We start from the raw sequence: 26,349 nt of genomic DNA, 5'->3' as shown, positions 1-26,349 counted from the left end.
GTGATGCTGGTCGCATGGCCGAACTTCAGACGTTCATCGATGACTTGCGGGCCGAAGGCGAGAGCCTCGACGCCCTGGTTGCGGATCTGCCCGAGGAGAAGTGGGCGACAATGACGCCGGCGGAAGGGTGGAGCGTCGCGCATCAGATCGGGCACCTGCACTGGACGGACAGTGCTGCGATCCTGGCGATCACCGACCCGGACGGGTTTGCGGAGCAGTTGAAGGCGGCGTTCGTGAATCCGGCGGGATTTGTCGACGACGGTGCTGCCGAGCAGGCGGCCCGCCCGCCGGCGGAGTTGCTCGCCGATTGGAGAGCGGGGCGCACCGCTCTCGTCGAGGCTCTCACCGCCGCCCCGTCCGGTACCAAGTTTCCTTGGTACGGCCCGCCCATGGGCGGAGTGTCCATGGCAACTGCGCGATTGATGGAGACGTGGGCGCACGGGCAGGACGTTGCCGACGCGCTCGGCGTCGAGCGAGCCCCGACGGCGCGCATCAAGAACATCGCTCATCTGGGTGTCCGTACGCGGAACTTTGCGTACTCGGTCAACGAGAAGACGCCGCCCGCCGACGATTTCCGGGTTGAGTTGACGGCGCCGGACGGTTCGCTCTGGACCTGGGGGCCGGAAGATGCACCGCAGAAGGTGACCGGGCCCGCATTGGACTTCTGTTTGCTGGTCACTCAGCGTGCCAATCGCGCCGATCTCGATCTGGTTGCCGTTGGTGCCGACGCGGACGAGTGGCTCGGGTTCGCGCAGGCATTTGCCGGACCCAGCGGCGAGGGACGAGCCGCACGAGAAGCGAAGGTGGGCAAATGAGTTCGGTACGGATCGGTAACTGCTCCGGGTTCTATGGCGACCGCATCTCGGCGATGCGCGAGATGCTCGAGGGCGGCGACCTCGACTACCTGACCGGCGACTACCTTGCCGAGTTGACGATGTTGATCCTCGGACGGGACAGGATGAAGGACCCGTCGCTCGGCTACGCGAAGACGTTCCTGCGGCAGGTGGAAGACACCCTCGGACTTGCACTCGACAAGGGCGTGAAGATCGTCGCGAATGCCGGCGGTCTCAACCCGGCCGGACTGGCCGACGCGCTGCGCGAGGTCAACACCAGGCTGGGGTTGAACGCGAAGATCGCCCACGTCGAGGGCGACGATCTGGTCTCTCGGGCAGACGAACTCGGACTCGGCTCCCCGCTGACGGCCAACGCGTACCTCGGCGCCTGGGGCATCGTCGAAGCATTGTCGGCCGACGCCGATGTCGTGGTCACCGGACGTGTCACCGACGCTTCGGTGATCGTCGGTCCGGCCGCTCACCATTTCGGTTGGAAGCGAGATGATTTCGATCAGCTGGCCGGTGCTGTCGCGGCGGGCCACGTCATCGAGTGCGGAACCCAGGCCACCGGCGGCAACTACGCGTTCTTCACCGAGATTCCGAATCTGGGCCGTCCTGGCTTCCCGATCGCCGAGATCAACGCGGACGGGTCTTCGGTCATCACCAAGCATGCCGGAACGGACGGCGAGGTGAGCGTCGGCACCGTGACGGCGCAGCTGCTGTACGAGATCACGGGTGGACGCTACGCAGGCCCGGACGTGACCACCCGCATCGACAACGCGGTGCTCACCCAGGAAGGCCCGGATCGGGTGCTGATCAGCGGAGTCACGGGCGAGGCTCCGCCGCCGCAGTACAAGGTCTCACTCAACACGCTGGCCGGGTTCCGCAACGAGGCCACTTTCATTCTCACCGGTCTCGACATCGAGGCCAAGGCCGATCTGGCGAAGACTCAACTCGAATCCTGGCTGACGAAGAAGCCCGCCGAACTGGTCTGGACTCTCGCTCGCACGGATCACCCGGATTCCGACACCGAGGAAACCGCGAGTGCGTTACTGCGCTGCGTGGTTCGCGATTCCGATCCCAAGGTGATCGGTCGTCCCTTCTCTGCGGTTGCGGTGGAAATGGCGCTTGCCAGTTACCCAGGCTTCTCGCTGACCGCGCCGCCGAGCAACGGACAACCGTACGGAGTGTTCACCCCCGGCTACGTCGACGCCGGATCGGTGCCTCACGTGGCCGTACTGCCCGACGGCACTCGCGTGGACATCGCTCCGTCGACGCTGACGCAGGACCTCGAAGCCGTCGACGAACCTGAGCGTCCGGAGCCGTTGCCGCCACAGTCTTCGCTTTCGGTGCCACTCGGCACCATTGCCGGTGCCCGTAGTGGCGACAAGGGTGGAAATGCCAACGTCGGCGTCTGGGTTCGCACGGACGATCAGTGGAAGTGGTTGGCGCACACTCTGACCGTCGAAATGCTCAAGGAACTGCTACCGGAAGCAGCAGACCTGAACGTCACTCGCTACCAGCTTCCGCACCTTCGTGCCGTCAACTTCGTGATCGAGGGAATCCTCGGTCAGGGTGTTGCCTCGCAGGCGCGGTTCGATCCGCAGGCCAAGGGAATTGGCGAATGGCTGCGTTCACGCCACATCGACATCCCGATTTCGCTACTCCCCGTAACTGACGAGAAAGAGGATTCACGGTGACCGTGTGGACCACACCGGAAAGGCTTGCGCTTCGCGAGACCGTACGCGGATTCGTGAACCAGGAGATTCTGCCGCATCTGACGCAGTGGGAGCGCGACGGCGAGATTCCGCGCGAATTACACCGCAAGGCAGGCGCTCTCGGGCTGCTCGGCGCCAGTGCTCCCGAATCGGCGGGCGGTGAGGGCGGCGACGCCGTCGACTCCATCGTGATCTGTGAGGAGATGCATCAGGCAGGTGCGTCGGGCGGGCTGTTCGCATCGCTCTTCACCTGCGGCATCGCGGTGCCGCACCTGATTGCAGCGGGCGACGAGGCGCAGATCGAGAAGTGGGTCAAGCCGACCCTGCGCGGCGACAAGATCGGCTCGCTCGCCATCACCGAGCCCGGCGGAGGCAGCGACGTCGGGCACCTGACAACCACAGCCAAGCGCGACGGCGATCATTACGTCGTGAACGGCGCCAAGACGTTCATCACCTCCGGCGTTCGAGCCGACTTCGTCGTTACCGCAGTGCGCACCGGTGGCCCCGGCGCGGGTGGTGTCTCACTGCTCGTGATCGAGAAGGGCACACCGGGATTCACCGTCTCACGCAAACTCGAGAAGATGGGCTGGCGTGCATCCGATACCGCGGAACTGTCCTTTGTCGATGCCCGGGTTCCGGTGGAGAATCTGGTCGGCGCAGAGAACAGCGGCTTCGCGCAGATCGCCCAGGCATTTGTTTCCGAACGTGTCGCGCTCGCCGCGCAGGCGTATGCCAGTGCAGAACGTTGCCTGGAGCTGACCCTCGAATGGTGCCGCGCCCGCGAAACTTTCGGTCGACCCCTCATCAGTCGGCAGGCCGTGCAGAACACCGTCACCGAGATGGCCCGCAAGATCGACGTCGCCAAGGTGTACACCCACTCGGTGATCGAGCGGTACATGGCCGGTGACGGCGACCTGATCGCCGAGGTGTGCTTCGCGAAGAACACGGCAGTCGAGACGGGCGAATGGGTTGCGAACCAAGCCGTTCAGCTGTTCGGCGGCCTCGGATACATGCAGGAAAGTGAAGTGGAGAGGCAGTACCGGGACATGCGAATTCTGGGAATCGGTGGCGGAACCACCGAAATCCTCACCGGCCTCGCGGCCAAGCGATTGGGGTATCAGTCATGAGTGTCATCCGGTCAACGCTGGACACCAATTCCGAGGTGTATCAGACCGCAACATCGACCATGAACACCAAGCTCGCCGAGATCGAGGTCGAGCACGCCAAAGCGCTTGCCGGTGGCGGCGAGAAGTACACCGAGCGGCACCACAAACGGGGAAAGCTTCTGGCGCGCGAGCGGATCGAACTCCTGCTCGATCAGGATTCACCGTTTCTCGAGCTGTGTCCCCTCGCTGCGTGGGGGAGTGACTTCCCGGTCGGCGCCAGCACCGTGGTCGGTATCGGCGTTGTCGAAGGTGTCGAATGCCTGATCGTCGCCAACGATCCCACTGTGCGCGGCGGCACCAGCAATCCTTGGACGCTGCGTAAGGGATTCCGCGCCAACGACATCGCCATGCAAAATCGTCTCCCGGTGATCTCGCTGGTCGAGTCCGGCGGTGCAGACCTGCCGACGCAGAAGGAGGTGTTCATCCCGGGCGGGCGTATGTTCCGTGACCTCACACAGCTTTCCGCAGCCGGTATCCCCACCATTGCACTGGTCTTCGGTAACTCGACTGCCGGCGGCGCGTACATCCCGGGCATGTCCGACCACGTCGTGATGATCAAGGAACGCTCCAAGGTGTTCCTCGCAGGCCCGCCGCTGGTCAAGATGGCCACCGGTGAGGAATCAGATGACGAGGCACTCGGCGGCGCCGAAATGCACGCTCGCAAGTCCGGGTTGGCTGACTACTTCGCAGCCGACGAGCAGGACGCGATCCGCATCGGTCGCTCGATCGTCAAGCGACTCAACTGGACCAAGAAGGGGCCGGCGCCTCGCGCGGAGATCATTGAACCGCTCGAGGATCCGGAAGAGTTGCTCGGCATCGTTCCGGCCGACCTGAAGATTCCGTTCGATCCGCGTGAGGTCATCGCCCGTATCGTCGACGGTTCCGACTTCGACGAGTTCAAGCCGCTCTACGGTTCCTCCCTCGTGACCGGCTGGGCCGAACTCAACGGTTACCCGATCGGCATCCTGGCCAACGCACGTGGAGTTCTCTTCAGCGAAGAGTCCCAGAAGGCAACGCAGTTCATCCAGCTTGCCAACCGCTCCAACACGCCGTTGCTGTTCCTGCACAACACCACCGGCTACATGGTGGGTAAGGAGTACGAGGAGGGCGGCATGATCAAGCACGGATCGATGATGATCAATGCGGTTGCCAACTCCAAGGTTCCGCACATCTCGATCCTGCTCGGAGCGTCGTACGGCGCCGGTCACTACGGCATGTGCGGACGGGCATTCGATCCGAGATTCCTCTTTGCCTGGCCCAGTTCCAAGTCCGCCGTCATGGGCGGTGCGCAGCTTGCCGGCGTCATCTCCATCGTGGGACGCGCTGCTGCCGAGGCCCGCGGCCAGGTTTTCGACGAGCAGGCTGATGCCGGCATGCGCGCGATGATCGAGAACCAGATCGAGGCCGAGTCACTTCCGATGTTCCTGTCCGGGCGTCTGTACGACGACGGCGTCATCGATCCCCGAGACACCCGCACCGTGGTGGGAATGTGCCTGTCGGCCATTGCCACCGCCCCGATCGAAGGCACCGAGAACTTCGGCGTCTTCCGTATGTGAGGCACGCCGTGACAATCACTTCAGTACTGGTCGCCAATCGTGGCGAAATCGCCCGCCGTGTCTTCGCAACCTGTCGGAAGAACGGAATCGGCACGGTTGCGGTATTTTCCGACGCGGATGCCGACAGCCCTCACGTCGCCGAAGCCGATGCTTCGGTTCGCCTGCCGGGTAACACGCCTGCCGAGACCTACCTGCGGGGCGAGTTGATCATCGCCGCCGCGCAGGCTTCGGGCGCCGACGCGATTCACCCCGGATACGGATTCCTCTCCGAGAACGCGGAGTTCGCGCGCAGCGTCATCGATGCCGGACTGACATGGATCGGTCCGCCCGTCGAATCCATCGAGCTCATGGGATCGAAGGTCGAGTCCAAGAAGATCATGGACGCGGCCGGAGTTCCGGTGCTGTCCGAACTCGATCCCGCTGCGGTGACCGAAGCTCATCTGCCAGTGCTGATCAAGGCGTCGGCGGGCGGCGGCGGACGCGGAATGCGTGTCGTTCGTGAATTGTCGGCGCTGGAAGGCGAACTGGAAGCGGCGCGGCGTGAGGCGCAGTCCGCCTTCGGCGACCCGACGGTCTTCTGCGAGCGCTACCTCGAGACCGGTCGGCACATCGAGGTTCAGGTCATGGCCGACCGCCACGGTGGGGTGTGGGCGGTGGGGGAGCGCGAGTGCTCGATCCAGCGTCGGCATCAGAAGGTGGTCGAAGAGGCGCCGTCGCCGCTCGTGCAGCGCATCCCCGCCATGCGCGAGAAGCTGTTCGACGCCTCGCGGCTCGCAGCCAACGCCATCGGTTACGAAGGCGCAGGAACCGTTGAATTCCTGGCTGACGAAAAAGGCGACTTCTTCTTCCTGGAAATGAACACCCGTTTGCAGGTAGAGCATCCGGTCACCGAGTGCACCACCGGACTCGATCTGGTGGAACTGCAATTGCAGGTCGCTTCAGGTGAAGCACTTCCGGACGAACAGCCGGAGATCCGGGGGCATTCGATCGAGGTGCGACTGTACGCCGAGGACCCCGCCAAGAACTGGCAGCCTCAGAGTGGAACCGTTCACCACATCGAGTTGCCCGGTGACCCGCAAGAATTCAGTGTTCTGCGTGAGCAGGGCGTTCGCCTCGACTCCGGCGTCGTCGACGGCAGTGTTGTCGGCGTCCACTACGACCCGATGTTGGCCAAGATCATCTCGTACGCGCCGACGCGGACAGCAGCTGCCCGGCTGCTCGCGTCGACGCTGGCGCGCACCAGGATTCACGGCCTGCGCACCAACCGCGATCTGCTCGTCAATGTCCTGGCTCACCCCGCCTTCATTGCCGGGGACACCGATACGGCGTTCTTCGAGACCCATGACCTCGAGAAGTTGTCAACGCCTCTGGCCGACACCGACGCCGAAAGGCTTTCGGCGCTGGCGGCGGCACTTGCCGATGCCGCGCACAACCGGTCGTCGGCGCGTGTCATCGGCCGCTTGCCCAGCGGGTGGCGCAACCTCCCGTCGCAGCCGCAGAGCAAGAGCTACTCCACTGCGTCGGGCGACTACGACGTCCGCTACTCCCTGAGCCGAAGCGGCGTGTTGAACGCAGAAGGCTTCGACGACGTGAGCCTGGTATCGGCAACTGCTGCACGGGTAGTGCTCGAGCAGGGCGGAGTACGGCGTTCGTTCGACGTGGCGGCATACGAGAGTGAGATTTTTGTCGACTCCTCGCTGGGGCCCGTCGCGTTGACGGCAGCACCGCGCTTCGTGGATCCGTCGGCGGAAGTCGCCGCCGGTTCGTTGCTCGCTCCGATGCCGGGATCGGTTATCCGCCTCGGCGCCGCACTCGGTGACACCGTCACTGCCGGCCAGCCGATTCTGTGGCTAGAGGCCATGAAGATGGAACACACCGTCACCGCGCCGACTGCCGGTGTCCTGGTAGAACTTCCGGTCGCCGTCGGCCAGCAGGTCGAAGTCGGATCGGTACTCGCACGTGTGGAAGAACCCGCTACAGAAGAGGAAGCATGATGAGTTTCATCGAAACCGAAGAGCAGAAGGAACTGCGGGCATCCGTTTCCAAACTGGGTGAGCGCTTCAACTACGTCGACTACGTGCTGCCCAAGGCGCGCAAGGGTGAGCCGCTCACCGAATTGTGGAACGAGGCGGGCAAACTCGGATTCCTGGGCGTCAACCTGCCGGAGGAATACGGCGGGGGCGGTGCCGGTATCTACGAACTCGCGCTGGTGCAGGAGGAATTGGCGGCGCAGGGTGCCGGTCTGCTCCTGGTTGTCGTATCCCCGGCCATCTGCGGCACCATCATCGGCAAGTACGGCACGGCGGAGCAGAAGCAGCAGTGGCTACCCAGCCTCGCCGACGGCTCCAAGATCATGGCGTTCGGAATCACCGAGGCCGACGCCGGTTCCAACTCTCATCAGATCACCACGACGGCACGCAGGGATGGCGACGACTGGATCCTGAGCGGCAACAAGATCTACATCTCGGGTGTCGATCAGGCTGACGCGGTCCTCATCGTCGCGCGCACCGAGGACTCCAAGACCGGCAAGCTCAAGCCCGCTCTGTTCATCGTCCCCACGGATTCTCCCGGATTCGTGAAGACGCAGATGGAGATGGACATCATCGAGCCGGACCACCAGTTCATCTTGTTCCTCGACGATGTACGGCTGCCGGCCGACGCTCTGGTCGGCGAAGCCGATGCCGCCCTGATGCAGTTGTTCGCCGGCCTCAACCCCGAGCGCATCCTGGGTGCGTCGATGGCCATCGGCATGGGCCGTTACGCCCTGAACGCTGCGGTGAAGTTCGCCAACGAGCGCACGGTGTGGAAGACGCCGATCGGTGCGCACCAAGGTATTTCGCATCCACTCGCGCAGGTGAAGATCGAACTCGAGCTCGCCAAGCTGATGATGCAGAAGGCCGCGGTGCTCTACGACAGCGGCGACGATTTCGGTGCTGCCGAAGCCGCGAACATGGCAAAGTACGCCGCCGCCGAAGCCAGCATCAAGGCGCTCGATCAGGCGATCCAGACGCACGGCGGCGCAGGCCTGACGAAGGAATACGGACTGGCCGCCATGCTCGGCGCGGCCCGTATCGCCCGCGTCGCGCCGGTGAGCCGCGAGATGATCCTCAACTTCGTCTCGCAGCACTCTCTCGGTCTGCCGCGGTCGTACTAAACGGTCCTACTGAAGAGGAGACTCATGACGGATCAGGACAAGCCATACGTACGGTACGACGTATCGGGCGGTGCTGCCACGATCACTCTCGACTCACCCCACAACCGCAACGCGATTTCGACGCGGTTGGTGACGGAGTTACAAGCGGGGTTGACGTCAGCGGCCGCCGATCCGGCAGTTCGAGCGGTGGTGCTCACCCACACCGGTGGAACATTCTGTGCGGGAGCCGATCTCAGCGAGGCTTCCGGATCGTCCGCGTCACCGGAAGAGGCCGTCAAAGAACGAGGGCGGGGAATGCTGACGCTCTTGCGCAGCATTCTCGAGCTTCCCAAGCCGGTGATCGGGCGCATCGACGGTCACGTCCGAGCCGGGGGTATGGGTCTTGTCGGGGCGTGCGACATCGTCGTCGCCGGACCGGCGAGCACCTTCGCGGTGACGGAATCACGGTTGGGTTTGGCAGCGTCCATCATTTCGCTCACGGTCCTACCGAGGCTCGACCAGCGATCTGCGAGCCGATACCTGCTCACCGGAGAGAAGTTCGGCCAGCACCAGGCCGAATCCATCGGACTCGTCACCGCCGCGTCGCAGGACACGGGGGAGTCGATCACCGAACTGCTCGGCACCTTGCGCCAATGTTCACCGCAGGGACTTGCCGAATCGAAGTGGATCACGACGCGTTCGGTCCTGGCCGGATTCGACCGTGACGGCGAGGAGATGATCGCGCAGTCGGCCCGGCTGTTTTCCTCTGACGAGGCTCGTGAGGGCATGATGTCTTTCTTGCAGAAGCGTCCAGCAGCCTGGGCGCAGTAGAACTGCGCACTGGAACACAGCGGTAGAAAGGATGGCGGCGCGATGACTCGAGAACCGAAGCAGGACCGAAGTCGAGTCACGCGCTCCCACCTGCTCGAAGTGACTGTGGAGTGTCTCGCTGAACTCGGATGGAGCGCAACGACGATGAGCGTCGTCGCCCAGCGTGCCGGGGTGTCCCGCGGTGCGATGCAGCATCACTTCCCGACCCGCGAGGACCTCATCACGGCGGCGCTCGAGGTGATGTTCGACGCCAGGATGGATCAGGCGCGAAAGGAATCGACCGACCTTCCGGTGGGTGCCGGACGAACCGAGGCGGTCATTTCGCGGTTGGTCGAGTACTACACCGGAACTCTGTTCAAAGCAGCACTGCAGGTGTGGACGGCCGCTGCCTCCGACCCCGACCTGCGGGCCCGCGTGTTGCCCCTCGAGGAACGGTTCGGGCGCATCGCGCACCGCATGGCCGTCGAGAGTCTGGGTGTCGACGACTCCGATCCGGTGACGCACCGTTTGGTACAGGCGACCCTGGACCTGGCCCGCGGGCTGGGGCTGGCAGACGTCTTGACCGACGACTCGCGTCGACGCACCGAGGTGGTCAAACAATGGGCGGCGCAATTGGATTCCACGCTGGTTCGGGTACCGGTCCCGACTCCCTGAATCGGTAGCGGCGTGGCGGCGACCGATGAGCGAGGTGCGCACGTGGCGTGTGTCGGGGGCCACCGAGAAGTACAGTCGGCTCCATGGCCGCACGCACCCTCACTTCGATCGGGACTTCGGTATTGGTCTCGGCTGCCGTGCTTTCGGCGGTGGTCGGCTGCAGCTCCGACGACGGGTCCGCCGATCGGCCGGGGGACGACGCCAGTTCGCCGGCGCTCGCACCCACCGATCCCGGTCCGATGTTCGCCGAATGCGGCTCGGTGACCGACGAAGAAGTTGTCAATGCCTTCAACCTCGGCGCTTTTGCGACGACGACGCGCAACGGCGTCGGTTGCCAGTGGGAGGTCGCTGGTTCGAGCGGTCCGAGCGTCAGTTTCTCCTGGTACCGCGGTAGCCCGATCGGCCGCGAACGGGCCGGGTCCGACCTGCTCGGACGTCCCGCCGCCGACATCACGATCGGCGGTCATCAAGGCTTCATCGCGTCCACGGCAGGTTCGCTGTGCGAGTTGGGTATCGCGTTCGGCGGAGACTTCGTGCACTGGTCGATCACCTACGGCTTGCTGCCACCGACCGCGGATCCATGCACGGTGGCGCGGGATCTGATGGAAAAAACAGTTTCGAGGGCACAGTGAAGTTCGAGGGCGCCGTGAAGCGCGTACGGATCGGGCTCGCCCTGGCTGGATCGCTGGTTCTGCTGACAGGCTGCGGCTCGGTGGTCATCGGGACTCCCCGTGCGGAGGGCAGCTACGGCGGTAGTGACAGCCAGGAATTCGCCAACGTCCTCCAAGAATGCGAGGCCGTCACCGACGAGCAGATCGCCGGTGCCGTGGGTGCCGACGCCGTCGGGCGTGGGTTCTTCGGCGCTATCTGCCGTTGGGACGGCATCGGGGCCGCGGGTCCGATCAAGATCACCTTCAACTGGTTCGAGACGGGCACCCTCGATCACGAGCGCGCTGCATTCGAACATCTGGGATACGTGGTGGCGAAAATCGACATCAACGGCAGTGGCGGTTACGAGGTTCGCCAGCCGGCCGATCCGCAGAGTTGCGGCGTGAGCGCGAGCGCACCGGCCGGGGGAGTGTTCGGTTGGTGGGTCACCGAGCCGCAGGGCGGCGCGGATCCGTGCGAGGCTGCGGCAAAGCTCGGCGCGTTGACGTTGAACCGCAGCATCTGATCGTGACCGGTCCGGCTGCGTGGTCTGAGTTTGCAGCCAGAGTGTCTGGTCAGAGCGTGAGGTCACTATCACCGTGGCCTCGCTTTGACCTCGTGGCGCGCCGACAGGTATCGTTATGGGTCGTGTCCGGCATGCCCGGGCCGATCTGTGTGCCTAGCTAGGTATTGCCGTGCGCGCGTTCGAGCAGAAACTGCTGATGAACGAGCATCCGGCTGCCTGTGTGGGGGTATGCGACACGCCCGACCTCGGGGGCAGTGCGCGGCATGAAAGTGCTGAGTACAGACTCTGAGGTGGGTGAGGAGCAGCAGCTCTCTTGCTCCAACTGCTAGATCCCTAATTTCAGAACAGCCACGTTTTCGAACGGCCCGAGTTCGCTCGAGCAGTCTGTTCGTCACAAGAAAGCCGGTAAATGCCAACCATCAACCAGCTGGTCCGCAAGGGTCGCCGCGACAAGACCGCCAAGGTCAAGACGGCAGCCCTCAAGGGCAGCCCGCAGCGTCGTGGCGTGTGCACTCGCGTGTACACCACCACCCCCAAGAAGCCGAACTCCGCGCTCCGTAAGGTCGCACGTGTTCGCCTCACGACTTCGGTCGAGGTCACCGCGTACATCCCCGGTGAAGGTCACAACCTTCAGGAGCACTCCATGGTGCTCGTCCGTGGCGGTCGTGTGAAGGACCTCCCGGGTGTCCGTTACAAGATCATCCGCGGCTCCCTGGACACCCAGGGTGTCAAGGGTCGCAAGCAGGCACGCAGCCGCTACGGCGCCAAGAAGGAGAAGAGCTAATGCCACGTAAGGGCCCCGCTCCGAAGCGCCCGCTCATCAACGACCCGGTTTACGGTTCCCCGTTGGTGACGCAGCTCGTCAACAAGATCCTGCTGGACGGCAAGAAGTCCACCGCAGAGCGAATCGTGTACCAGGCTCTCGAGCAGGCACGCGAGAAGACCGGCACCGATCCAGTCGTCACTCTCAAGCGCGCCCTGGACAACGTCAAGCCTGCACTCGAGGTTCGTAGCCGCCGCGTCGGTGGCGCTACCTACCAGGTGCCGGTCGAGGTTCGTCCCGGTCGTTCCACCACGCTGGCACTGCGCTGGCTGGTCACCTTCTCGCGTGCACGTCGTGAGAAGACCATGGTCGAGCGTCTCGCCAACGAGCTCCTCGATGCCAGCAATGGCCTCGGTGCAGCTGTGAAGCGTCGCGAAGACACTCACAAGATGGCCGAAGCCAACAAGGCATTCGCCCACTACCGCTGGTGATGTAAAGCGTCGGAGCAACTGCCATCGGGTGGGGCTCCGACGCTTGTCGCCGTTGGCGACCTGATCATCTCGCCGGTTTCCGGACGCAGGTGGCCAGGTTCGCCTCGGCAGAGACATAATTGAAAGACCATGGCCTTGACGGTGGAACACACCGGATACGGCCGACACCCGAAAACCAAGCAACGAGCGGGGAAGAAACCTGTGGCACAGGAAGTGCTGACTGACCTGAACAAGGTCCGCAACATCGGCATCATGGCGCACATCGATGCCGGCAAGACCACCACCACCGAGCGCATCCTGTTCTACACCGGTGTCAATTACAAGATCGGTGAGACGCACGACGGTGCGTCGACGACGGACTGGATGGAGCAGGAGAAGGAACGCGGCATCACGATCACGTCTGCCGCCGTGACTTGCTTCTGGAACAACAACCAGATCAACATCATCGACACCCCCGGCCACGTCGACTTCACGGTCGAGGTGGAGCGGTCGCTGCGCGTGCTCGACGGCGCAGTTGCTGTCTTCGACGGTAAGGAAGGTGTCGAGCCGCAGTCCGAGCAGGTTTGGCGTCAGGCTGCCAAGTACGACGTTCCGCGCATCTGCTTCGTCAACAAGATGGACAAGATGGGCGCGGACTTCTACTTCACAGTCCAGACCATCATCGACCGTCTCGGCGCGAAGCCGCTCGTTCTCCAGCTGCCCATCGGCGCTGAGGACGACTTCGACGGCGTCGTCGACCTGGTCGAGATGCGTGCCATCACCTGGCGCGGCGTAGTTCCGACCGGTGCACTGCCGACCATCGAAGAGATCCCCGCGGACCTCGTCGAGAAGGCTGCAGAGTACCGCGAGAAGCTGCTCGAAACCGTTGCAGAGTCCGACGAAGCTCTCATGGAGAAGTACTTCGGCGGCGAAGAGCTCACGGTCGAGGAAATCAAGGGCGCCATCCGCAAGATGACGGTCGCTTCCGAGCTGTACCCGGTCATCTGTGGCTCCGCGTTCAAGAACAAGGGCGTTCAGCCCATGCTCGACGCAGTCATCGATTACCTGCCGAACCCGCTGGACATCGGCGAGGTCGTCGGCCACAAGCTCGGTGACGAAGAAGTAGAGATCACTCGCAAGCCGAGCAAGGAAGAGCCGTTCTCGGCTCTCGCCTTCAAGATCGCTGCTCACCCGTTCTTCGGCAAGCTGACCTTCGTCCGCGTGTACTCGGGTCGTATCGATCCGGGCGCTCAGGTGCTCAACGCAACCAAGGGCAAGAAGGAGCGCATCGGAAAGCTCTTCCAGATGCACGCCAACAAGGAGAACCCGGTAGACGAGGCCGTAGCCGGCCACATCTACGCAATGATCGGCCTCAAGGACACCACCACCGGTGACACCTTGTGCGATCAGGCGAGCCCCATCGTCCTCGAGTCGATGTCGTTCCCCGCGCCGGTCATCCAGGTCTCCATCGAGCCCAAGACCAAGTCCGACCAGGAAAAGCTGGGCGTCGCGATCCAGAAGCTGGCCGAAGAGGATCCGACCTTCTCGGTCGAACTCGACGAAGAGACCGGTCAGACCGTCATCGGCGGTATGGGCGAGCTCCACCTCGACATCCTCGTCGACCGCATGCGTCGCGAGTTCAAGGTCGAGGCGAACGTCGGTAAGCCGCAGGTTGCGTACCGCGAGACCATCACCAAGAAGGTCGAGAAGCACGACTACACCCACAAGAAGCAGACGGGTGGCTCGGGCCAGTTCGCAAAGGTCATCATCGCTCTGGAGCCTTTCGTGGGCGAAGACGGTGCTACCTACGAGTTCGAGAACAAGGTCTCCGGCGGACGTATCCCGCGCGAGTACATCCCCTCCGTGGATGCTGGTGCGCAGGACGCGATGCAGTACGGTGTTCTCGCCGGCTACCCGCTCGTGAACCTGAAGCTGTCGCTGCTCGATGGTGCTTACCACGACGTCGACTCCTCGGAAATGGCGTTCAAGGTTGCCGGTTCGCAGGCACTGAAGGAAGCCGCCCGCAAGGCCGGCCCCGTCATTCTCGAGCCGCTCATGGCTGTCGAGGTCACAACGCCCGAGGAGTACATGGGCGACGTGATCGGCGACCTCAACTCCCGCCGTGGCCAGATCCAGGCCATGGAGGAACGCAGTGGTGCCCGTGTCGTGAAGGCGCTGGTTCCGCTCTCGGAGATGTTCGGTTACATCGGTGACCTGCGGTCGAAGACCCAGGGCCGTGCGAACTTCTCCATGGTGTTCGATTCCTACGCAGAGGTTCCCGCGAACGTCTCGAAGGAAATCATCGCCAAGGCGACGGGCGAGTAAGCACAGCGAGCTCCCCAGCCCGCGCCGGCAAGTGACCTCGGTTGCTTCCGGCACGAAGCACGACCAAGTAACAACCAACCGCACTGCTGCATACGGCAAGCAACAACAGTCCAGGAGGACACAAAGTGGCGAAGGCGAAGTTCGAGCGGACGAAGCCGCACGTGAACATCGGCACCATTGGTCACGTCGACCACGGCAAGACCACGACGACGGCGGCCATCACCAAGGTTCTCGCGGATGCATTCCCCGACCTGAACGAGGCTTCGGCCTTCGATCAGATCGACAAGGCTCCCGAGGAAAAGGCTCGTGGCATCACGATCAACATCTCGCATGTTGAGTACCAGACGGAAAAGCGCCACTACGCGCACGTCGATGCACCGGGTCACGCCGACTACATCAAGAACATGATCACCGGCGCAGCTCAGATGGACGGCGCTATCCTCGTCGTCGCAGCTACCGACGGCCCGATGCCCCAGACGCGCGAGCATGTCCTGCTCGCTCGCCAGGTTGGCGTTCCTTACATCCTCGTCGCCCTGAACAAGGCCGACATGGTTGACGATGACGAGATCCTCGAGCTCGTCGAGATGGAGGTCCGCGAACTGCTGGCCGCTCAGGAATTCGACGAGGAAGCCCCCGTCATTCCGATCTCGGCACTCAAGGCACTCGAGGGTGACCCGAAGTGGACGCAGTCCATCCTCGACCTGATGGCTGCAGTCGACGAGTCCATTCCGGACCCGGTCCGCGAGACGGACAAGCCCTTCCTCATGCCCGTCGAGGATGTCTTCACGATCACCGGCCGTGGCACGGTTGTCACCGGTCGTATCGAGCGTGGCTCGGTCAACGTGAACGAGGAGGTGGAGATCGTCGGCATCAAGGAGACCTCCACCAAGACCACCGTCACGGGTATCGAGATGTTCCGCAAGCTGCTCGACTCGGGCCAGGCCGGCGACAACGTCGGACTGCTCGTTCGTGGCATCAAGCGCGAAGATGTCGAGCGTGGACAGGTTGTCGTCAAGCCGGGCACCACGACTCCCCACACGGAGTTCGAGGGCCAGGCATACATCCTGTCGAAGGACGAGGGTGGCCGCCACACCCCGTTCTTCAACAACTACCGCCCGCAGTTCTACTTCCGTACCACGGACGTTACGGGCGTCGTGACGCTGCCTGAGGGCACCGAGATGGTCATGCCCGGTGACAACACCGAGATGTCCGTCAAGCTCATCCAGCCTGTCGCCATGGACGAGGGCCTGCGCTTCGCAATTCGCGAAGGCGGCCGTACGGTCGGCGCCGGCAAGGTTGCCAAGATCATCAAGTGAGACTCTTGTCTCGCTAGCTGATTCACAGCACTAGGAAAGGCGCTCATTCCCTTCGGGGAGTGAGCGCCTTTTCTGTGTCTATGGCCAGGTGGTCTGCGATCGGTTGTTCGGGGTGCTTCTACTTGGAGGCTTCTACCCGGTCGAGATGCAACAGAACCTGTACCGCGACAGGTGAGCCGTCGAGGCTTCGCCTGGTTGCACGAGCGATGTGTTCGGCCGAAGTGGTGAAGCCGACGACATCGATCGCCGGGTCTGCGGTGACGACAATCGACAGCGTTGGCAGTCCGCGATCGATCGTCGCTTTGCTTCTGGTGCTGCGCACGCCGCTCAGCTGGGCGAGTTCTGCCGCTACGCCGTCGGCGACCGGTCCCAGATCCACACTGACGTCTGTGCCGGACTCGTTGTGCCGCAATGTGACTGCGCTCGTTCGGCGTCGACGAAGGTTCAGGTACAACAGCCCGAAACCGGCGAAGACGCAGAGGATGAAGGTGCCCGACAGCACCCAGTGCCACCAAGGCTCCTCCGGAAGACCGAAGAGGACCTCACGATCGAGTCGTGACACCCAGGTCCTGATCAGTGAGGCACCCGCGTCCCACGCGATGGCGTATGCGCCCGCCGCGAGGAGTGCGATTCCGACGATGAGGACGATGGTCCGATCGACCGCGGAGATCCAGCGGTTCACGAGGCGTCCTTTCGTCGTACTGGCGTTTCTCTCACGACTACCGAAAGCTGCAGTGGCTGCTGGAGTATCGCGAGATGAGGCCGAACTGCCGCGTCGACGGCCGCGGCCAGTTCGGTTCGATCGCCGCCGGTGGATTCGATGTGGACCTTGATGTGTTTGCGGTCGACGCTGGTGTGGGCCGAGTCGACGCCGGGAACGACCGCTGCGTGGCTACTGCACAGACGTGCAATGTCCGTCGGCCGCATCCATACCGTCGATGCGCTCGGGTTACCCAACGGCACATGGGTTTTCGCCCGGCGTTTGAGGGCGGACATGATCAGGACAACGCCCGCGACGACGGCAGCGATGGCCACCGGAAGCAGCCACGGTTGCCAGTGCAGACGCGACGTCCACTCCACGGAGTTTCGGATCCAGGGCGCCGAATCGAAGGTTCCGCGGTTGATGAACCATTCGCGCGAGACCACGAAAGCGAGTGCGAGTAGACCGCACGCGATGACGACGGCTGACACCGCGGCGGCGGGGTTCGCGGAGGGAACTCGAGGTGGAATCGGATCCGAGAGTGCCTCCTGTGCGGGGCCTTCCGCGATTTCGACGCCGGAAACACAGGATTCGTCAGAACCCTCGGTTGCCGCGATCATGACGTTCATGTCGTGGAGGGGCAGGCCGGTCAGCGACTCGACGCTGCGTCCGACTTCTGCCCGCACGCGACCGGTCAGTTCGGTGACCGAACATGGCCAGGACACAGCGAGGAACAGATTGATGGCCACGGCGTCGCTGCCCATCGAGATGTCGGCTCGCGGAAGGTCGCGCCCGGTCAGGCGGGTCAAGCCACCGGACTGGCGGACCACGCCCGGGACGTTCACCGCTGCGGCCGTGGCGATCTTGGCCATCGCCCGGTCCTTGATGACCAGTGAACCTCGTAGACCGGGATCGTCTGCCGCGTTCGGAGTGGTCGGCTCAGCCACGGCCACGGCTTCGGAGGATCGCGCCGAGATCGAGATGTCCGTCGCGGTGTGCTCCGATCGCCATTCCGGCGGCGCCGAGCAGGACGGCGAAGACGAATCCGCTGAATCCGCCCATGATTCCGGCGAGCGCGAGGAGCAGACCGACCAGCAGTCCGACGGTAGTGCTGTTCATGTCAGTTCCCTTCTCGAATGTTCGGTGCGATCTCGGTGACGGTGGAAAGCTCGGTGACTGCATCTTCGGAATTTTCGGGTGGATATCCCGCTGTCGACAAGTCTCCGACGGTCACGTTCACCGGTACGTCGACCAACCGTGCCACCACCGCTCGGACGCGTTCGGCGACGCCGCGAACGTCGGCCGGATAGTGAACGGAAATGTGTACCGCACAAGAGTTTTCGTCGACGACGACGCCGGTGACTCGACGTCCGGGGAGGTAGGTCCCCACCTCGCCGAATTGCCCGCCGTGCAGATCTGCCACTTCCGGGATCGCAAGAACTGCGTCGGCGACGATCTCGGCCGCGTCGATCTCGCGGCCGGCGTCGGCGGTACTCACTGAACCCTCGGCTTGGCTTCCGGATCGGTACTGCCGCCACTCTCTGCATCCTCGAAGAGCATGACGTCGAAGACGGTGATGTTGACCTCGGTGACCTCGAGACCCGTCATGCTTTCGACTGCGGCAATGACGTTTCGGCGGATACCTACCGCCAATTCGTGGAGTGCGACGCCGTATTCGGCGACAATGCCGATGTCGATGGCGGCTTGTTTCTCGCCCACTTCCACCGCCACGCCCTGGGCGTGGTTGACGCGGGCGCCCGGAATGCGGTCGCGAAGTGCCCCCACCGCGCGCGCGGTGCCCCCACCGACGTCGTACACGCCGTTGATCTCGCGGGTCGCGATACCGGCGATCTTGGCGACCACGGCGTCGGCGATGATCGTCTTGCCCTGGGTGCTGACTAGTTCCGCGCCACCGTCGGCGCCGAATCGGACGCTGTTCTTTTCACTGGAATCGCTGGTCATGGGGGCTCCCTGCTCATGTGTCAGTGCGTGCGTCTGAAGTACCTCCAACTGTAGTGACTGGTAGGTGGCCATGCGGGATGCACCACACCTACTCCGGCATTTGGTATGGCAGAGTCGGGGGCAAATAGTGACGGCGTTCATAGTGAGCGCTGCTAGTGACGTGGGTCGGACAGGGTGGTACGTGGTGGCACGGATAGTGATCGTGGGTGCGGGGTTGTCGGGGCTGCGGACCGTCGAGGAACTGCGACGAGCAGGCTTCGAGGGTGAATTGACGCTCGCCGGTGGGGAAACACATCTGCCCTACGACCGGCCGCCGCTGTCGAAGGAAGTGATCCGCGGCGACAAGGACGAGACGACGCTGCGTCCGGCAGAGTTCTACGTCGAGAACAAGGTGGATCTCAAGCTCGGTTCGCCCGCGACCTCGGTGGACACTGCCGCAAAGTCGGTGGCGTTCGCGGACGGATCCACCCTCGACTACGACGAGTTGGTCATCGCGACCGGACTGACTCCGCGTCGCATTGCCGGCCTTCCGGAGCTGTCCGGAGTGCACGTTCTGCGCTCCATCGAGGAGGCGCTGGCCCTTCGCGCCGAGCTGGCTCCCGGCAAGCGTGCGCTGATCGTCGGGGCCGGCTTCATCGGCTGCGAACTGGCCGCCAGCATGAAGTCTCAGGGCGTCGACGTCGTGTTGCTCGAACCCCAGCCGACACCGCTGGCGTCGGTGCTCGGCCCCACCGTTGGCGCCCTCGTCGAACGTCTGCATCGGAACGAGGGCGTCGATGTCCGCGTCGGCACCGGCTTGACCTCGTTGTCCGGCGACGGAGCGGTTGCCACTGCGACCTTGAGCGACGGTTCGGAGATCCCGGTCGACGTGGTGGCGATCGGAGTCGGTTCGGTGCCGGTCACGGGATGGCTCGACGGTTCGGGAATCGAACTCGACAACGGAGTGCTCTGCGACGGCGTCGGCCGCACCAGTACCGAACACGTCTGGGCCGTCGGCGACGTCGCGTCCTGGCAGATCGGTGATCGACGCAAGCGCGTCGAACACTGGACCAATGCGGGCGACCAGGCCAAGATCCTGGCGGGAGCGCTCACCGGAACGGGTGATCCCGATGCGCCGGCGCAGGTTCCCTACTTCTGGAGCGATCAGTACGACGTCAAGATCCAGGCGTTGGGGACCGTCGCACCCACGGACACCGTTCACATCGTCAAGGACGACGGCCGAAAGTTCGTCGCCTACTACGAGCGCGACGGTGTGCTGGCAGCTGTCGTCGGCGGAGGCAGCGCGGGAGCGGTGATGAAGATGCGCGCCAAGATCGCAGCCGGCACGCCCATCTCTGACGTGTTGGAGTCCACACCGGCCTGAACGGATGAGGCAGGACCGGTTCCGAGGCGATAGATTTGTGCGGTGATCGTTGCACTCATCGACTCGGGACTGGGCCTGCTCCCTACCTCTGCGTGGCTCAGACGCCTGCGCCCGGATCTCGATCTGGTGCTCTCCCTGGATCCGGACGGCGCCCCCTGGGGCCCCAAGCCTGAGCCGTGGGTCGTCGACCGGGTACTCGGTGCGGTGCGGCGGAGCCTCGATCGTGGGGCTCAGGTCATCGTTCTTCCATGCAATACCGCCAGCGTCACCGCGCTGCCACACGTGCGAGAACTGGTCGGGCCGGAAGTACCGGTCATCGGAACGGTGCCCGCGATCAAACCCGCCGCTGCCGCGTGCGATTCAGTGGCGATCTGGGCTACAGTCGCGACGACGGCCAGCCGGTACCAAGCCGATCTGATCGAGCAGTTCGGCAACGGCGCCAAGGTCGTCGGAGTGCCGTGCCACGGCCTGGCCGATTCGATAGATCTCGGTGATCGCGCAGCCGCACTTGCTGCCATCGATTCCGCGGTTGCCCGGACGCCGGAAGACGTCAGCGGCGTTGTCCTCGGGTGCACCCACTACCCACTGCTCGCCGACGAGATCGCAGCACGGTTACCCGCCGGCGTCACACTCTTCGACAGCGCCGAAGCCGTTGCACGACAGACTCTGCGGCGGATCGACGGGCTCGGTGCCGTGGGCGAAGGATCGGGAACCGTCGAGGTGTTCGTGAGCGGTCGTCCGGGCGCACTACCGCCCAGCGCCGAAGCCTTCGACGCCGGGCGGTTGTTGGGCGCGATCAAAGCCTGATCAAGCCGCTCTGTCAATGGGCGGCTACGCCGCTCCGTCAATGGGCGGCTACGCCGCCGTGACCCCCGTGATGCATCCGCGCACTCATCACCGGCATCGCACTCACCGCGACCACAACGGTCAGAACCCCGACAACCCAGGCCGTCCACGACGCACCGCGCAGAGCGTCGAAGTTCATCACCCAGGGTGAAATGAACATCAAGACGCCGAAAACACCCATCGCGTAATCCGCCATGGTCATGTCCGGACGTGCCATGTGCGCCAGACCCGACAGTGCAACCAGGACACCCAGGACGACGAGTGACCACATTGCCCGATCGGTGGTGTCGAGCCACATCGGCGAGAGAGCCGCAAAGACGCCGAGAACCACCGCGACGGCATCTTGCATTCGATTCCACGACTTCATGACGAGACCTCCAAAGACGAGAGTGTGTCCACCTGTAGTACACGCCCGCGGAAGATCGAGATCAACTCTCCGCCAATTGCATTCGCGTTGCAGTTAGAGGCGATGCGGAGGCTCCAATATCAAGATTTGTGACCATTCGTCCGGATGGCCACGAGCCCGCGCGGCGCGCTTGCCGCGATATGTCCCGAGAGTGCCATGAGGGTGAGAGTGGTGAATGCGATAGCGGCGGTGATCATGGGTGGTCCTTTCACTGACTGTCCTCGAGTGTCGTCTGCCGACCTGTGGCCGAGCAGGGCACACGGTGTGAGGACGCTGAGAGAATCGAAGAGTCCGCACAGACGACCCGTGAGAAGGTTCTGGGGTGACGCAATCGAGTGCCCCGGACGTGATCGAGCAGTTGGCCGACCTCGCGGATCCCGCAGATGCCGTCCACTTGCAGCGGTTCTTCAAGACAGCGCCGGGGGAGTACGGCGAGGGTGACGTATTCATCGGCGTGCGAGTACCGAAGACGCGATCGGTAGTGAAGAAGCACGTCGGACTCGCGTTGCCTCAGATACGTCTCCTTCTCGACAGTGACGTTCACGAGCACCGATTGGCCGGGCTGCTGATCCTGGTCGCTCAATTCGAAAAAGTCAGTCGCCCAAAATTTTTCGACGGCGAGGGCCGCGCTCGCATCGCAGGCTTCTATCTGACCGCTGTCGAGGACGGGCGGGTCAACAATTGGGATCTGGTGGATTCGTCCGCCGGACAGATCCTCGGCGGCTGGCTGTACGACCGAGATCGCCGGCTGATCTTCGAGCTTTCCGATTCGGGTGACCTGTGGCGACGACGGGTGGCGCTGCTGACGACGTACGGATTCATCACTCGCGGCGACGCGTCGACCACGCTCGAGCTTGCCGCGCAGGTGCTGGGTGATCGACGAGACCTGACCCAGAAAGCGATGGGCTGGATGCTCCGCGAGGTGGGCAAGCGGGTGGATCGGGATTTGTTGACCGGCTTCCTTACTGAGAATGCAGCAGACATGGGACGCACGGCGCTGAGCTACGCGTGCGAACACCTGACCGCAGACGAGCGAGCGCACTTCCGGGCGGCCCGCTAGCGAAGTACCGCTCGGTAGGTTGTGGGACGATTCTCGGTATGCCCGCCACCCGTGTCGAGGCGTCTCGAATTGTGACGATCGGTTCACTGATCGCTGCCGGCGTCGCAGCTCTGTGTTATCTCGTGTACTCCGTTCGGGCCGTCGAACCCGTTGATTTTCTCGTCTACCGCTACGCTGCCCAGGCATTTGCCGCAGGCTCGAACATCTACGAGAGCAACCTTGTCGGCCCGTTGATCGTCGACGAGGGCATGCCGTTCACCTACACCCCGTTCGCGGTGATCTTCCTCTGGCCGACTGTTCTCTTCGACTGGTGGACGGCCTATCTGCTGTGGTCGGCGTTGTGCATCGCGGCGGTGGTGTGGACAGTCGCCAAGTTCACTCCCGCTCGCGTCCCCAAGCGGCCGCTCGTCACGGCGGCATTGGTCCTGGCCGTGTCGGTGACACCCATCGTCAGCGCGCACATCTCCTTCGGCCAGGTGAACCTGGTGCTGATGGTGCTCGTACTGCTCGACGTGACCCGCAGAGGCGATTCGAGATTCGGCCGGTGGTTTCCACGAGGACTTTTGATCGGCGTCGCAGCCGCGATCAAGCTGACGCCGGCGCTGTTCATCGTCTACTTCGTCGTCACGAAGCGGTGGCGACTCGCGATCTGGAGTTCGATCGGATTTGCCGCGGCGACCGCCGTCGCAGCAATGGTGGACCCGGCCGTCAGCTGGACCTTCTGGTCGGACGTCGTCTGGAACCTCAGTGACCGGGTGGACTTGAGCGGGCAGGCGATCGCGAGTGCCGGTAACAGTTCACTGCAGGGCGGACTTGCGGCACTGGGCACATGGACGGCGTCTCTGGCGATGCCGTTGACCGTGCTGTGCGCGGCGGTAGCGCTCTGGGTCGCCCGAGATGTATATCGCGTCGGTCGTGCGGTCGATGCGGCGTTGGTGATCGGATTGAGTGCGCCGATCCTTTCGCCGATCAGCTGGATTCATCACTGGGTGTATCTCGTGCCTGCTGCCGTCACGGTTCTCTTTCGGCTTCGATCGCCGCTGCAGTTCGGTGCGGCCGCTGTGGGGTTGGCCGTCGTCTATTGCGGGCCGAGTATGGGGCAGCAGTTCATCGAGACGTCGCCGCTCCTGCTGCCGCTGGGGTTGGTCCTTCGTGAGGGCTTCCTGATCGTGACCCTGGTGCTGATTCTTGCGTTGTGGCGGTTGCCCACAACGGCGCCGGAGTGGGTTACGGGGCGGGACTCGGAAGATAGCGCGGATGATGGTTCCGAAGATGACAAAGCCCCCGATTCCGCAGGGAATCAGGGGCCGTCATGCATCGAAGCAGGGTTCAGAACTCGATCTTCAGGCGATCGGTGATCGGCTTCGCCTGGCAACCGAGGATGTAGCCGTTCGCCACGTCCTCGGCGTCGAGGATCTCGGAGTTGTCCATCTGAACTTCGCCTTCGGTGACGGTGCAGGCACACGACCCGCACTCACCTTCCTGGCAGGAGTACGGAACGTCGAGACCCTTGGCGAGCATGATGTCGACGAGCGTCTGCTTGCGCGGCCAGACGAGGGTGTGGGTTTCACCGTCCAGTTCGACCTCGACGGTTGCGGCGTCGGCAGCTTCCTCGTCGGAGACCTCTGCTACCTCGACGTCACGGAACGGGTCGCCGGCGAGTGAATTGAAGACCTCGGCGTGAACCTGCGTGCGGGGCATGCCCGCTTCTGCCAGTGCCTTGTGGACGGCGTCCATGAAAGGGCCTGGACCGCACATGAAGGCCTCGTACGCGACAAAAGGCTTGGCGAGCGTCGCCAGTTGTGAGACAGCGGGGAGTCCCTGCACGGTTTCGATCCAGTGGACCACGGTGAGGCGGCCGGGGTGTTGCGCTGCCAGCTCGCGCAGTTCGGCGCCGAAGATGACGGACTTCTCGTCGCGATTCGCGTAGATCAGCACGACATTGCCGCTGCCCTGTGTGAGGGCGGACTTGAGAATCGAGATCACCGGAGTGATTCCGCTGCCTGCACCGAAGAGCAGGAAGTCGTGATCGAGCGATTTGGGCGTGAAGACACCTGACGGCGGCAGCACTTCGATGGTGTCGCCGACCTGGAGCTTGTCGCACAACCAGTTGGAGCCGTAGCCGTCGACGGTTCGCTTGACGGTCACCTTGGGGGCGTCGTCGGTGAAGGGTGAACTGGCCAGGGAGTAGCAGCGTGCGACCGAGCCGGTCTGATCACTCGGGATGCGCAGGGTCAGGAATTGACCTGGCTTGTAGTCGAACTTGTCCTTCAGTTCTGCGGGAATCTCGAACACCAGCGACCGGGCGTCGGAAGTCTCTTCGATGACTCCGGACACGGTGAGTACCGCCGATCGCGAGCTGTGCGGTACCTCGACTGTCGTCATCGCGAAGCTAGTCCTCTCGTGAAGCTGGGTAAAGCGCAGGTCAGTGAAGTGCAACATCTAGAACGTGTTCTAGTTCAATGTTAGCAGTGATGAAAAGCTACTGGGGATCGTAGTCGCCGAGCAACACGTTCCCGATCAGCGGGAACCACGGCAGTCTGATCCGGCCTTCCTGGCGGTCCGGGGTGGCGACGACCTGCCCGAACGGGCGGTTCGCGGGCGGCGTCCGGGCGGTTGAGCTGCCGAAGTCTGTGCACGGGGTGTTTGTCGGTACACAGTGGGAACCAGGTGAGACGCCGGTCACAAAGAATCGGCTCGAATCCCTCCCGCAGTCACATTCGTGCACATCCATGAGGAGATACCGATGGCTATCGAGCTCAACCAGATCTGGGACTTTCCGATCAAGGAGTTCCACCCCTTCCCGCGCGCCCTGATGGGTGTGGGCGCTCACGACATCATCGGTGTGGAGGCCAAGAATCTCGGCTTCAAACGCACCCTTCTGATGACGACCGGTCTGCGCGGTTCGGGCATCATCGAGGAACTCGTCGGCAAGATCGAGTACCAGGGTGTCGAGGTCGTGCTCTACGACAAGGTCGAGTCGAATCCCAAGGACTACAACGTCATGGAGGCCGCGGCTCTCTATCAGAAGGAGAAGTGCGACTCGATCATCTCGATCGGCGGTGGTTCGAGCCACGACGCCGCCAAGGGTGCTCGCGTCGTGATCGCACACGACGGTCGCAACATCAACGAGTTCGAGGGCTTCGCCAAGTCCACCAACAAGGAGAACCCGCCGCACATCGCCGTATCCACCACGGCTGGAACGGGATCCGAGACGTCGTGGGCATACGTCATCACTGACACCTCGGACATGAACAACCCGCACAAGTGGGTGGGCTTCGACGAGGCGACCATCGTCACGTTGGCGATCGACGATCCGCTGCTCTACTACACCTGCCCTCAGCATTTCACCGCGTACTGCGGCTTCGACGTACTCGCACACGGCAGTGAGCCTTTCGTTTCTCGTCTCGATTTCGCGCCTTCGCTCGGTAACGCGATCTACTCGGTCGAGTTGGTCGCGAAGAACCTGCGCGAGGCCGTCTTCGAGCCGCGTAACCTCAAGGCCCGCGAGGGAATGATGAACGCGCAGTACATTGCCGGACAGGCCTTCAACTCCGGTGGCCTCGGCATCGTTCACTCGATCTCGCACGCGGTCAGTGCATTCTTCGACAGCCACCACGGTTTGAACAACGCCATCGCCTTGCCGCGTGTGTGGGAGTACAACCTGCCTTCGCGTTACGAGCGCTACGCCCAGTTGGCCGGCGCACTCGGTGTCGACACTCGCAACCTCACCACGGTTCAGGCCGCGGACGCTGCCGTCGAGGCTGCCATTCGTCTGGCCAAGGACGTCGGTATCCCCGACAACTTCGGGCAGGTTCGCACAGACTCGTACGCGAAGAACCAGATGAACACCAAGAAGTACGAGGGTCGTGGTGATGTCATCAAGGGTGACGAGAAGACTGTGCGCGCCATCTCCGAGCACATTCAGGACGACTGGTGCACCCCGGGTAACCCCCGTGAGGTCACTGTGGAGTCGATGATCCCGGTTGTCGATCACGCGATCAACAAGTCGTACTTCTAGCAGGGCCTTCGGCCCCGTGCGCGCTTAAGGAGTCCAGAGACTCCTCGAGCGC

Annotated in this window: 26 protein-coding genes; 19 read left to right on the top strand and 7 right to left on the bottom strand. The window is 63.4% G+C overall.

From position 1 onward, the window contains the following. The first annotated feature begins 14 nt into the window (after positions 1-14). From RE4_RS17640 to tuf, 14 genes are all read left to right on the top strand, one after another. On the top strand, positions 15-815 hold the full coding sequence (locus tag RE4_RS17640) for a TIGR03084 family metal-binding protein (RefSeq protein ID WP_031331858.1): 801 nt from the start codon (positions 15-17) through the stop codon (positions 813-815). Then, the gene (locus tag RE4_RS17635) at positions 812-2,533 is read left to right on the top strand and encodes an acyclic terpene utilization AtuA family protein (RefSeq protein WP_060939053.1); all 1,722 of its coding nucleotides are present in this window, start codon (positions 812-814) and stop codon (positions 2,531-2,533) included. Before RE4_RS17640 ends, RE4_RS17635 begins: the two co-directional genes overlap by 4 nt. Beyond that, positions 2,530-3,678 carry an acyl-CoA dehydrogenase family protein gene (locus RE4_RS17630; RefSeq protein ID WP_007728404.1) on the top strand — a complete coding sequence of 383 codons (1,149 nt, stop codon included), beginning with the start codon at positions 2,530-2,532 and terminating at the stop codon, positions 3,676-3,678. The genes RE4_RS17635 and RE4_RS17630 overlap by 4 nt, the downstream gene beginning before the upstream one ends. Continuing rightward, positions 3,675-5,273, top strand: a complete 1,599-nt coding sequence (locus RE4_RS17625; protein WP_019744291.1) for an acyl-CoA carboxylase subunit beta — start codon at positions 3,675-3,677, stop codon at positions 5,271-5,273. Before RE4_RS17630 ends, RE4_RS17625 begins: the two co-directional genes overlap by 4 nt. 8 nt (positions 5,274-5,281) lie before the next feature. Further along, positions 5,282-7,267, top strand: coding sequence for an ATP-binding protein (locus RE4_RS17620; protein WP_060939081.1), 1,986 nt, complete (start codon positions 5,282-5,284; stop codon positions 7,265-7,267). Further along, on the top strand, positions 7,267-8,427 hold the full coding sequence (locus RE4_RS17615) for an acyl-CoA dehydrogenase family protein (RefSeq protein WP_029536739.1): 1,161 nt from the start codon (positions 7,267-7,269) through the stop codon (positions 8,425-8,427). The genes RE4_RS17620 and RE4_RS17615 overlap by 1 nt, the downstream gene beginning before the upstream one ends. A 24-nt stretch (positions 8,428-8,451) precedes the next feature. Then, the gene (locus RE4_RS17610; RefSeq protein WP_060939052.1) at positions 8,452-9,237 is read left to right on the top strand and encodes an enoyl-CoA hydratase family protein; all 786 of its coding nucleotides are present in this window, start codon (positions 8,452-8,454) and stop codon (positions 9,235-9,237) included. 42 nt (positions 9,238-9,279) lie between these two features. Next, the gene (locus RE4_RS17605) at positions 9,280-9,891 is read left to right on the top strand and encodes a TetR/AcrR family transcriptional regulator (protein WP_019744287.1); all 612 of its coding nucleotides are present in this window, start codon (positions 9,280-9,282) and stop codon (positions 9,889-9,891) included. Between the two features lie 83 nt (positions 9,892-9,974). After that, on the top strand, positions 9,975-10,523 hold the full coding sequence (locus tag RE4_RS17600) for a DUF3558 domain-containing protein (RefSeq protein ID WP_029254868.1): 549 nt from the start codon (positions 9,975-9,977) through the stop codon (positions 10,521-10,523). Beyond that, entirely contained in the window at positions 10,520-11,065 is a 546-nt protein-coding gene (locus RE4_RS17595) for a DUF3558 domain-containing protein (protein ID WP_060939051.1), read from the top strand. The genes RE4_RS17600 and RE4_RS17595 overlap by 4 nt, the downstream gene beginning before the upstream one ends. 409 nt (positions 11,066-11,474) lie before the next feature. Continuing rightward, a complete protein-coding gene (rpsL, locus tag RE4_RS17590) occupies positions 11,475-11,849 on the top strand; it encodes a 30S ribosomal protein S12 (RefSeq protein ID WP_003941908.1) in 375 nt (124 codons plus the stop codon). Continuing rightward, positions 11,849-12,319, top strand: a complete 471-nt coding sequence (rpsG, locus tag RE4_RS17585) for a 30S ribosomal protein S7 (protein WP_003941856.1) — start codon at positions 11,849-11,851, stop codon at positions 12,317-12,319. Before rpsL ends, rpsG begins: the two co-directional genes overlap by 1 nt. Positions 12,320-12,520: 201 nt before the next feature. Further along, complete coding sequence (fusA, locus tag RE4_RS17580; RefSeq protein ID WP_003942073.1) at positions 12,521-14,623, top strand: elongation factor G; 2,103 nt, start codon at positions 12,521-12,523, stop codon at positions 14,621-14,623. A gap of 125 nt (positions 14,624-14,748) precedes the next feature. Beyond that, entirely contained in the window at positions 14,749-15,939 is a 1,191-nt protein-coding gene (gene tuf / locus RE4_RS17575) for an elongation factor Tu (protein WP_019744283.1), read from the top strand. 118 nt (positions 15,940-16,057) lie between these two features. Here the strand turns inward: tuf and RE4_RS17570 are convergent, their stop codons facing one another. The 5 genes from RE4_RS17570 to RE4_RS17550 are packed head-to-tail and all read right to left on the bottom strand — an operon-like array spanning position 16,058 to position 18,601. Then, positions 16,058-16,621 carry a hypothetical protein gene (locus RE4_RS17570; RefSeq protein ID WP_019744282.1) on the bottom strand — a complete coding sequence of 188 codons (564 nt, stop codon included), beginning with the start codon at positions 16,619-16,621 and terminating at the stop codon, positions 16,058-16,060. Then, a complete protein-coding gene (locus RE4_RS17565; RefSeq protein WP_019744281.1) occupies positions 16,618-17,592 on the bottom strand; it encodes a DUF6286 domain-containing Asp23/Gls24 family envelope stress response protein in 975 nt (324 codons plus the stop codon). The genes RE4_RS17570 and RE4_RS17565 overlap by 4 nt, the downstream gene beginning before the upstream one ends. Next, positions 17,579-17,758: a hypothetical protein gene (locus RE4_RS17560; RefSeq protein ID WP_003942043.1), complete on the bottom strand. Its 180-nt coding sequence runs from the start codon at positions 17,756-17,758 to the stop codon at positions 17,579-17,581. Before RE4_RS17560 ends, RE4_RS17565 begins: the two co-directional genes overlap by 14 nt. A gap of 1 nt (position 17,759) precedes the next feature. Next, positions 17,760-18,137, bottom strand: a complete 378-nt coding sequence (locus RE4_RS17555; RefSeq protein ID WP_020968986.1) for a hypothetical protein — start codon at positions 18,135-18,137, stop codon at positions 17,760-17,762. Then, positions 18,134-18,601 (bottom strand): Asp23/Gls24 family envelope stress response protein, encoded by a 468-nt coding sequence (locus tag RE4_RS17550; protein WP_003941912.1) that lies wholly within the window; start codon positions 18,599-18,601, stop codon positions 18,134-18,136. Before RE4_RS17550 ends, RE4_RS17555 begins: the two co-directional genes overlap by 4 nt. A 184-nt stretch (positions 18,602-18,785) precedes the next feature. On the opposite strand from RE4_RS17550, the gene RE4_RS17545 reads away from it, so the two are divergent. Further along, on the top strand, positions 18,786-19,964 hold the full coding sequence (locus tag RE4_RS17545) for an NAD(P)/FAD-dependent oxidoreductase (protein WP_245206761.1): 1,179 nt from the start codon (positions 18,786-18,788) through the stop codon (positions 19,962-19,964). Positions 19,965-20,006: 42 nt separating this feature from the next. Next, on the top strand, positions 20,007-20,771 hold the full coding sequence (locus RE4_RS17540) for a glutamate racemase (protein WP_060939049.1): 765 nt from the start codon (positions 20,007-20,009) through the stop codon (positions 20,769-20,771). A 37-nt stretch (positions 20,772-20,808) separates the two neighbouring features. Here the strand turns inward: RE4_RS17540 and RE4_RS17535 are convergent, their stop codons facing one another. Then, on the bottom strand, positions 20,809-21,177 hold the full coding sequence (locus RE4_RS17535; protein WP_029254873.1) for an SPW repeat domain-containing protein: 369 nt from the start codon (positions 21,175-21,177) through the stop codon (positions 20,809-20,811). Between the two features lie 361 nt (positions 21,178-21,538). Between RE4_RS17535 and RE4_RS17530 the strand changes: the two genes are divergently transcribed. Together RE4_RS17530 and RE4_RS17525 are read left to right on the top strand one after the other, a co-directional pair. Further along, positions 21,539-22,276 carry a DNA alkylation repair protein gene (locus RE4_RS17530; RefSeq protein ID WP_020906842.1) on the top strand — a complete coding sequence of 246 codons (738 nt, stop codon included), beginning with the start codon at positions 21,539-21,541 and terminating at the stop codon, positions 22,274-22,276. A 38-nt stretch (positions 22,277-22,314) separates the two neighbouring features. Continuing rightward, a complete protein-coding gene (locus tag RE4_RS17525) occupies positions 22,315-23,634 on the top strand; it encodes a glycosyltransferase 87 family protein (protein WP_060939048.1) in 1,320 nt (439 codons plus the stop codon). Here the strand turns inward: RE4_RS17525 and RE4_RS17520 are convergent. Beyond that, complete coding sequence (locus RE4_RS17520; RefSeq protein ID WP_020906844.1) at positions 23,606-24,661, bottom strand: ferredoxin--NADP reductase; 1,056 nt, start codon at positions 24,659-24,661, stop codon at positions 23,606-23,608. The two genes, RE4_RS17525 and RE4_RS17520, sit on opposite strands and share 29 nt — an antisense overlap. A 361-nt stretch (positions 24,662-25,022) precedes the next feature. On the opposite strand from RE4_RS17520, the gene mdo reads away from it, so the two are divergent. Further along, positions 25,023-26,297 (top strand): NDMA-dependent methanol dehydrogenase, encoded by a 1,275-nt coding sequence (mdo, locus tag RE4_RS17510; RefSeq protein WP_003942095.1) that lies wholly within the window; start codon positions 25,023-25,025, stop codon positions 26,295-26,297. Positions 26,298-26,349 lie beyond the last annotated feature (52 nt).

The organism is Rhodococcus erythropolis NBRC 15567 (assembly GCF_001552595.1).
Lineage (GTDB): Bacteria > Actinomycetota > Actinomycetes > Mycobacteriales > Mycobacteriaceae > Rhodococcus_F > Rhodococcus_F erythropolis.
Note: the sequence above shows the minus strand (reverse complement) of the source record. Positions and strands in the feature narration are given on the sequence as shown.

What these genes read in the sequence shown, in the direction of transcription:
- RE4_RS17605 (WP_019744287.1), top strand. Translation starts at nt 9,280, where the DNA reads ATGACTCGAGAACCGAAGCAGGACCGAAGTCGAGTCACGCGCTCCCAC.
- RE4_RS17535 (WP_029254873.1), bottom strand. Translation starts at nt 21,177, where the DNA reads ATGAAGTCGTGGAATCGAATGCAAGATGCCGTCGCGGTGGTTCTCGGC.
- RE4_RS17560 (WP_003942043.1), bottom strand. Translation starts at nt 17,758, where the DNA reads ATGAACAGCACTACCGTCGGACTGCTGGTCGGTCTGCTCCTCGCGCTC.
- RE4_RS17635 (WP_060939053.1), top strand. Translation starts at nt 812, where the DNA reads ATGAGTTCGGTACGGATCGGTAACTGCTCCGGGTTCTATGGCGACCGC.
- rpsL (WP_003941908.1), top strand. Translation starts at nt 11,475, where the DNA reads ATGCCAACCATCAACCAGCTGGTCCGCAAGGGTCGCCGCGACAAGACC.
- rpsG (WP_003941856.1), top strand. Translation starts at nt 11,849, where the DNA reads ATGCCACGTAAGGGCCCCGCTCCGAAGCGCCCGCTCATCAACGACCCG.
- mdo (WP_003942095.1), top strand. Translation starts at nt 25,023, where the DNA reads ATGGCTATCGAGCTCAACCAGATCTGGGACTTTCCGATCAAGGAGTTC.
- RE4_RS17615 (WP_029536739.1), top strand. Translation starts at nt 7,267, where the DNA reads ATGAGTTTCATCGAAACCGAAGAGCAGAAGGAACTGCGGGCATCCGTT.
- RE4_RS17600 (WP_029254868.1), top strand. Translation starts at nt 9,975, where the DNA reads ATGGCCGCACGCACCCTCACTTCGATCGGGACTTCGGTATTGGTCTCG.
- RE4_RS17550 (WP_003941912.1), bottom strand. Translation starts at nt 18,601, where the DNA reads ATGACCAGCGATTCCAGTGAAAAGAACAGCGTCCGATTCGGCGCCGAC.
- RE4_RS17520 (WP_020906844.1), bottom strand. Translation starts at nt 24,661, where the DNA reads ATGACGACAGTCGAGGTACCGCACAGCTCGCGATCGGCGGTACTCACC.
- RE4_RS17525 (WP_060939048.1), top strand. Translation starts at nt 22,315, where the DNA reads ATGCCCGCCACCCGTGTCGAGGCGTCTCGAATTGTGACGATCGGTTCA.
- RE4_RS17640 (WP_031331858.1), top strand. Translation starts at nt 15, where the DNA reads ATGGCCGAACTTCAGACGTTCATCGATGACTTGCGGGCCGAAGGCGAG.
- RE4_RS17625 (WP_019744291.1), top strand. Translation starts at nt 3,675, where the DNA reads ATGAGTGTCATCCGGTCAACGCTGGACACCAATTCCGAGGTGTATCAG.
- RE4_RS17610 (WP_060939052.1), top strand. Translation starts at nt 8,452, where the DNA reads ATGACGGATCAGGACAAGCCATACGTACGGTACGACGTATCGGGCGGT.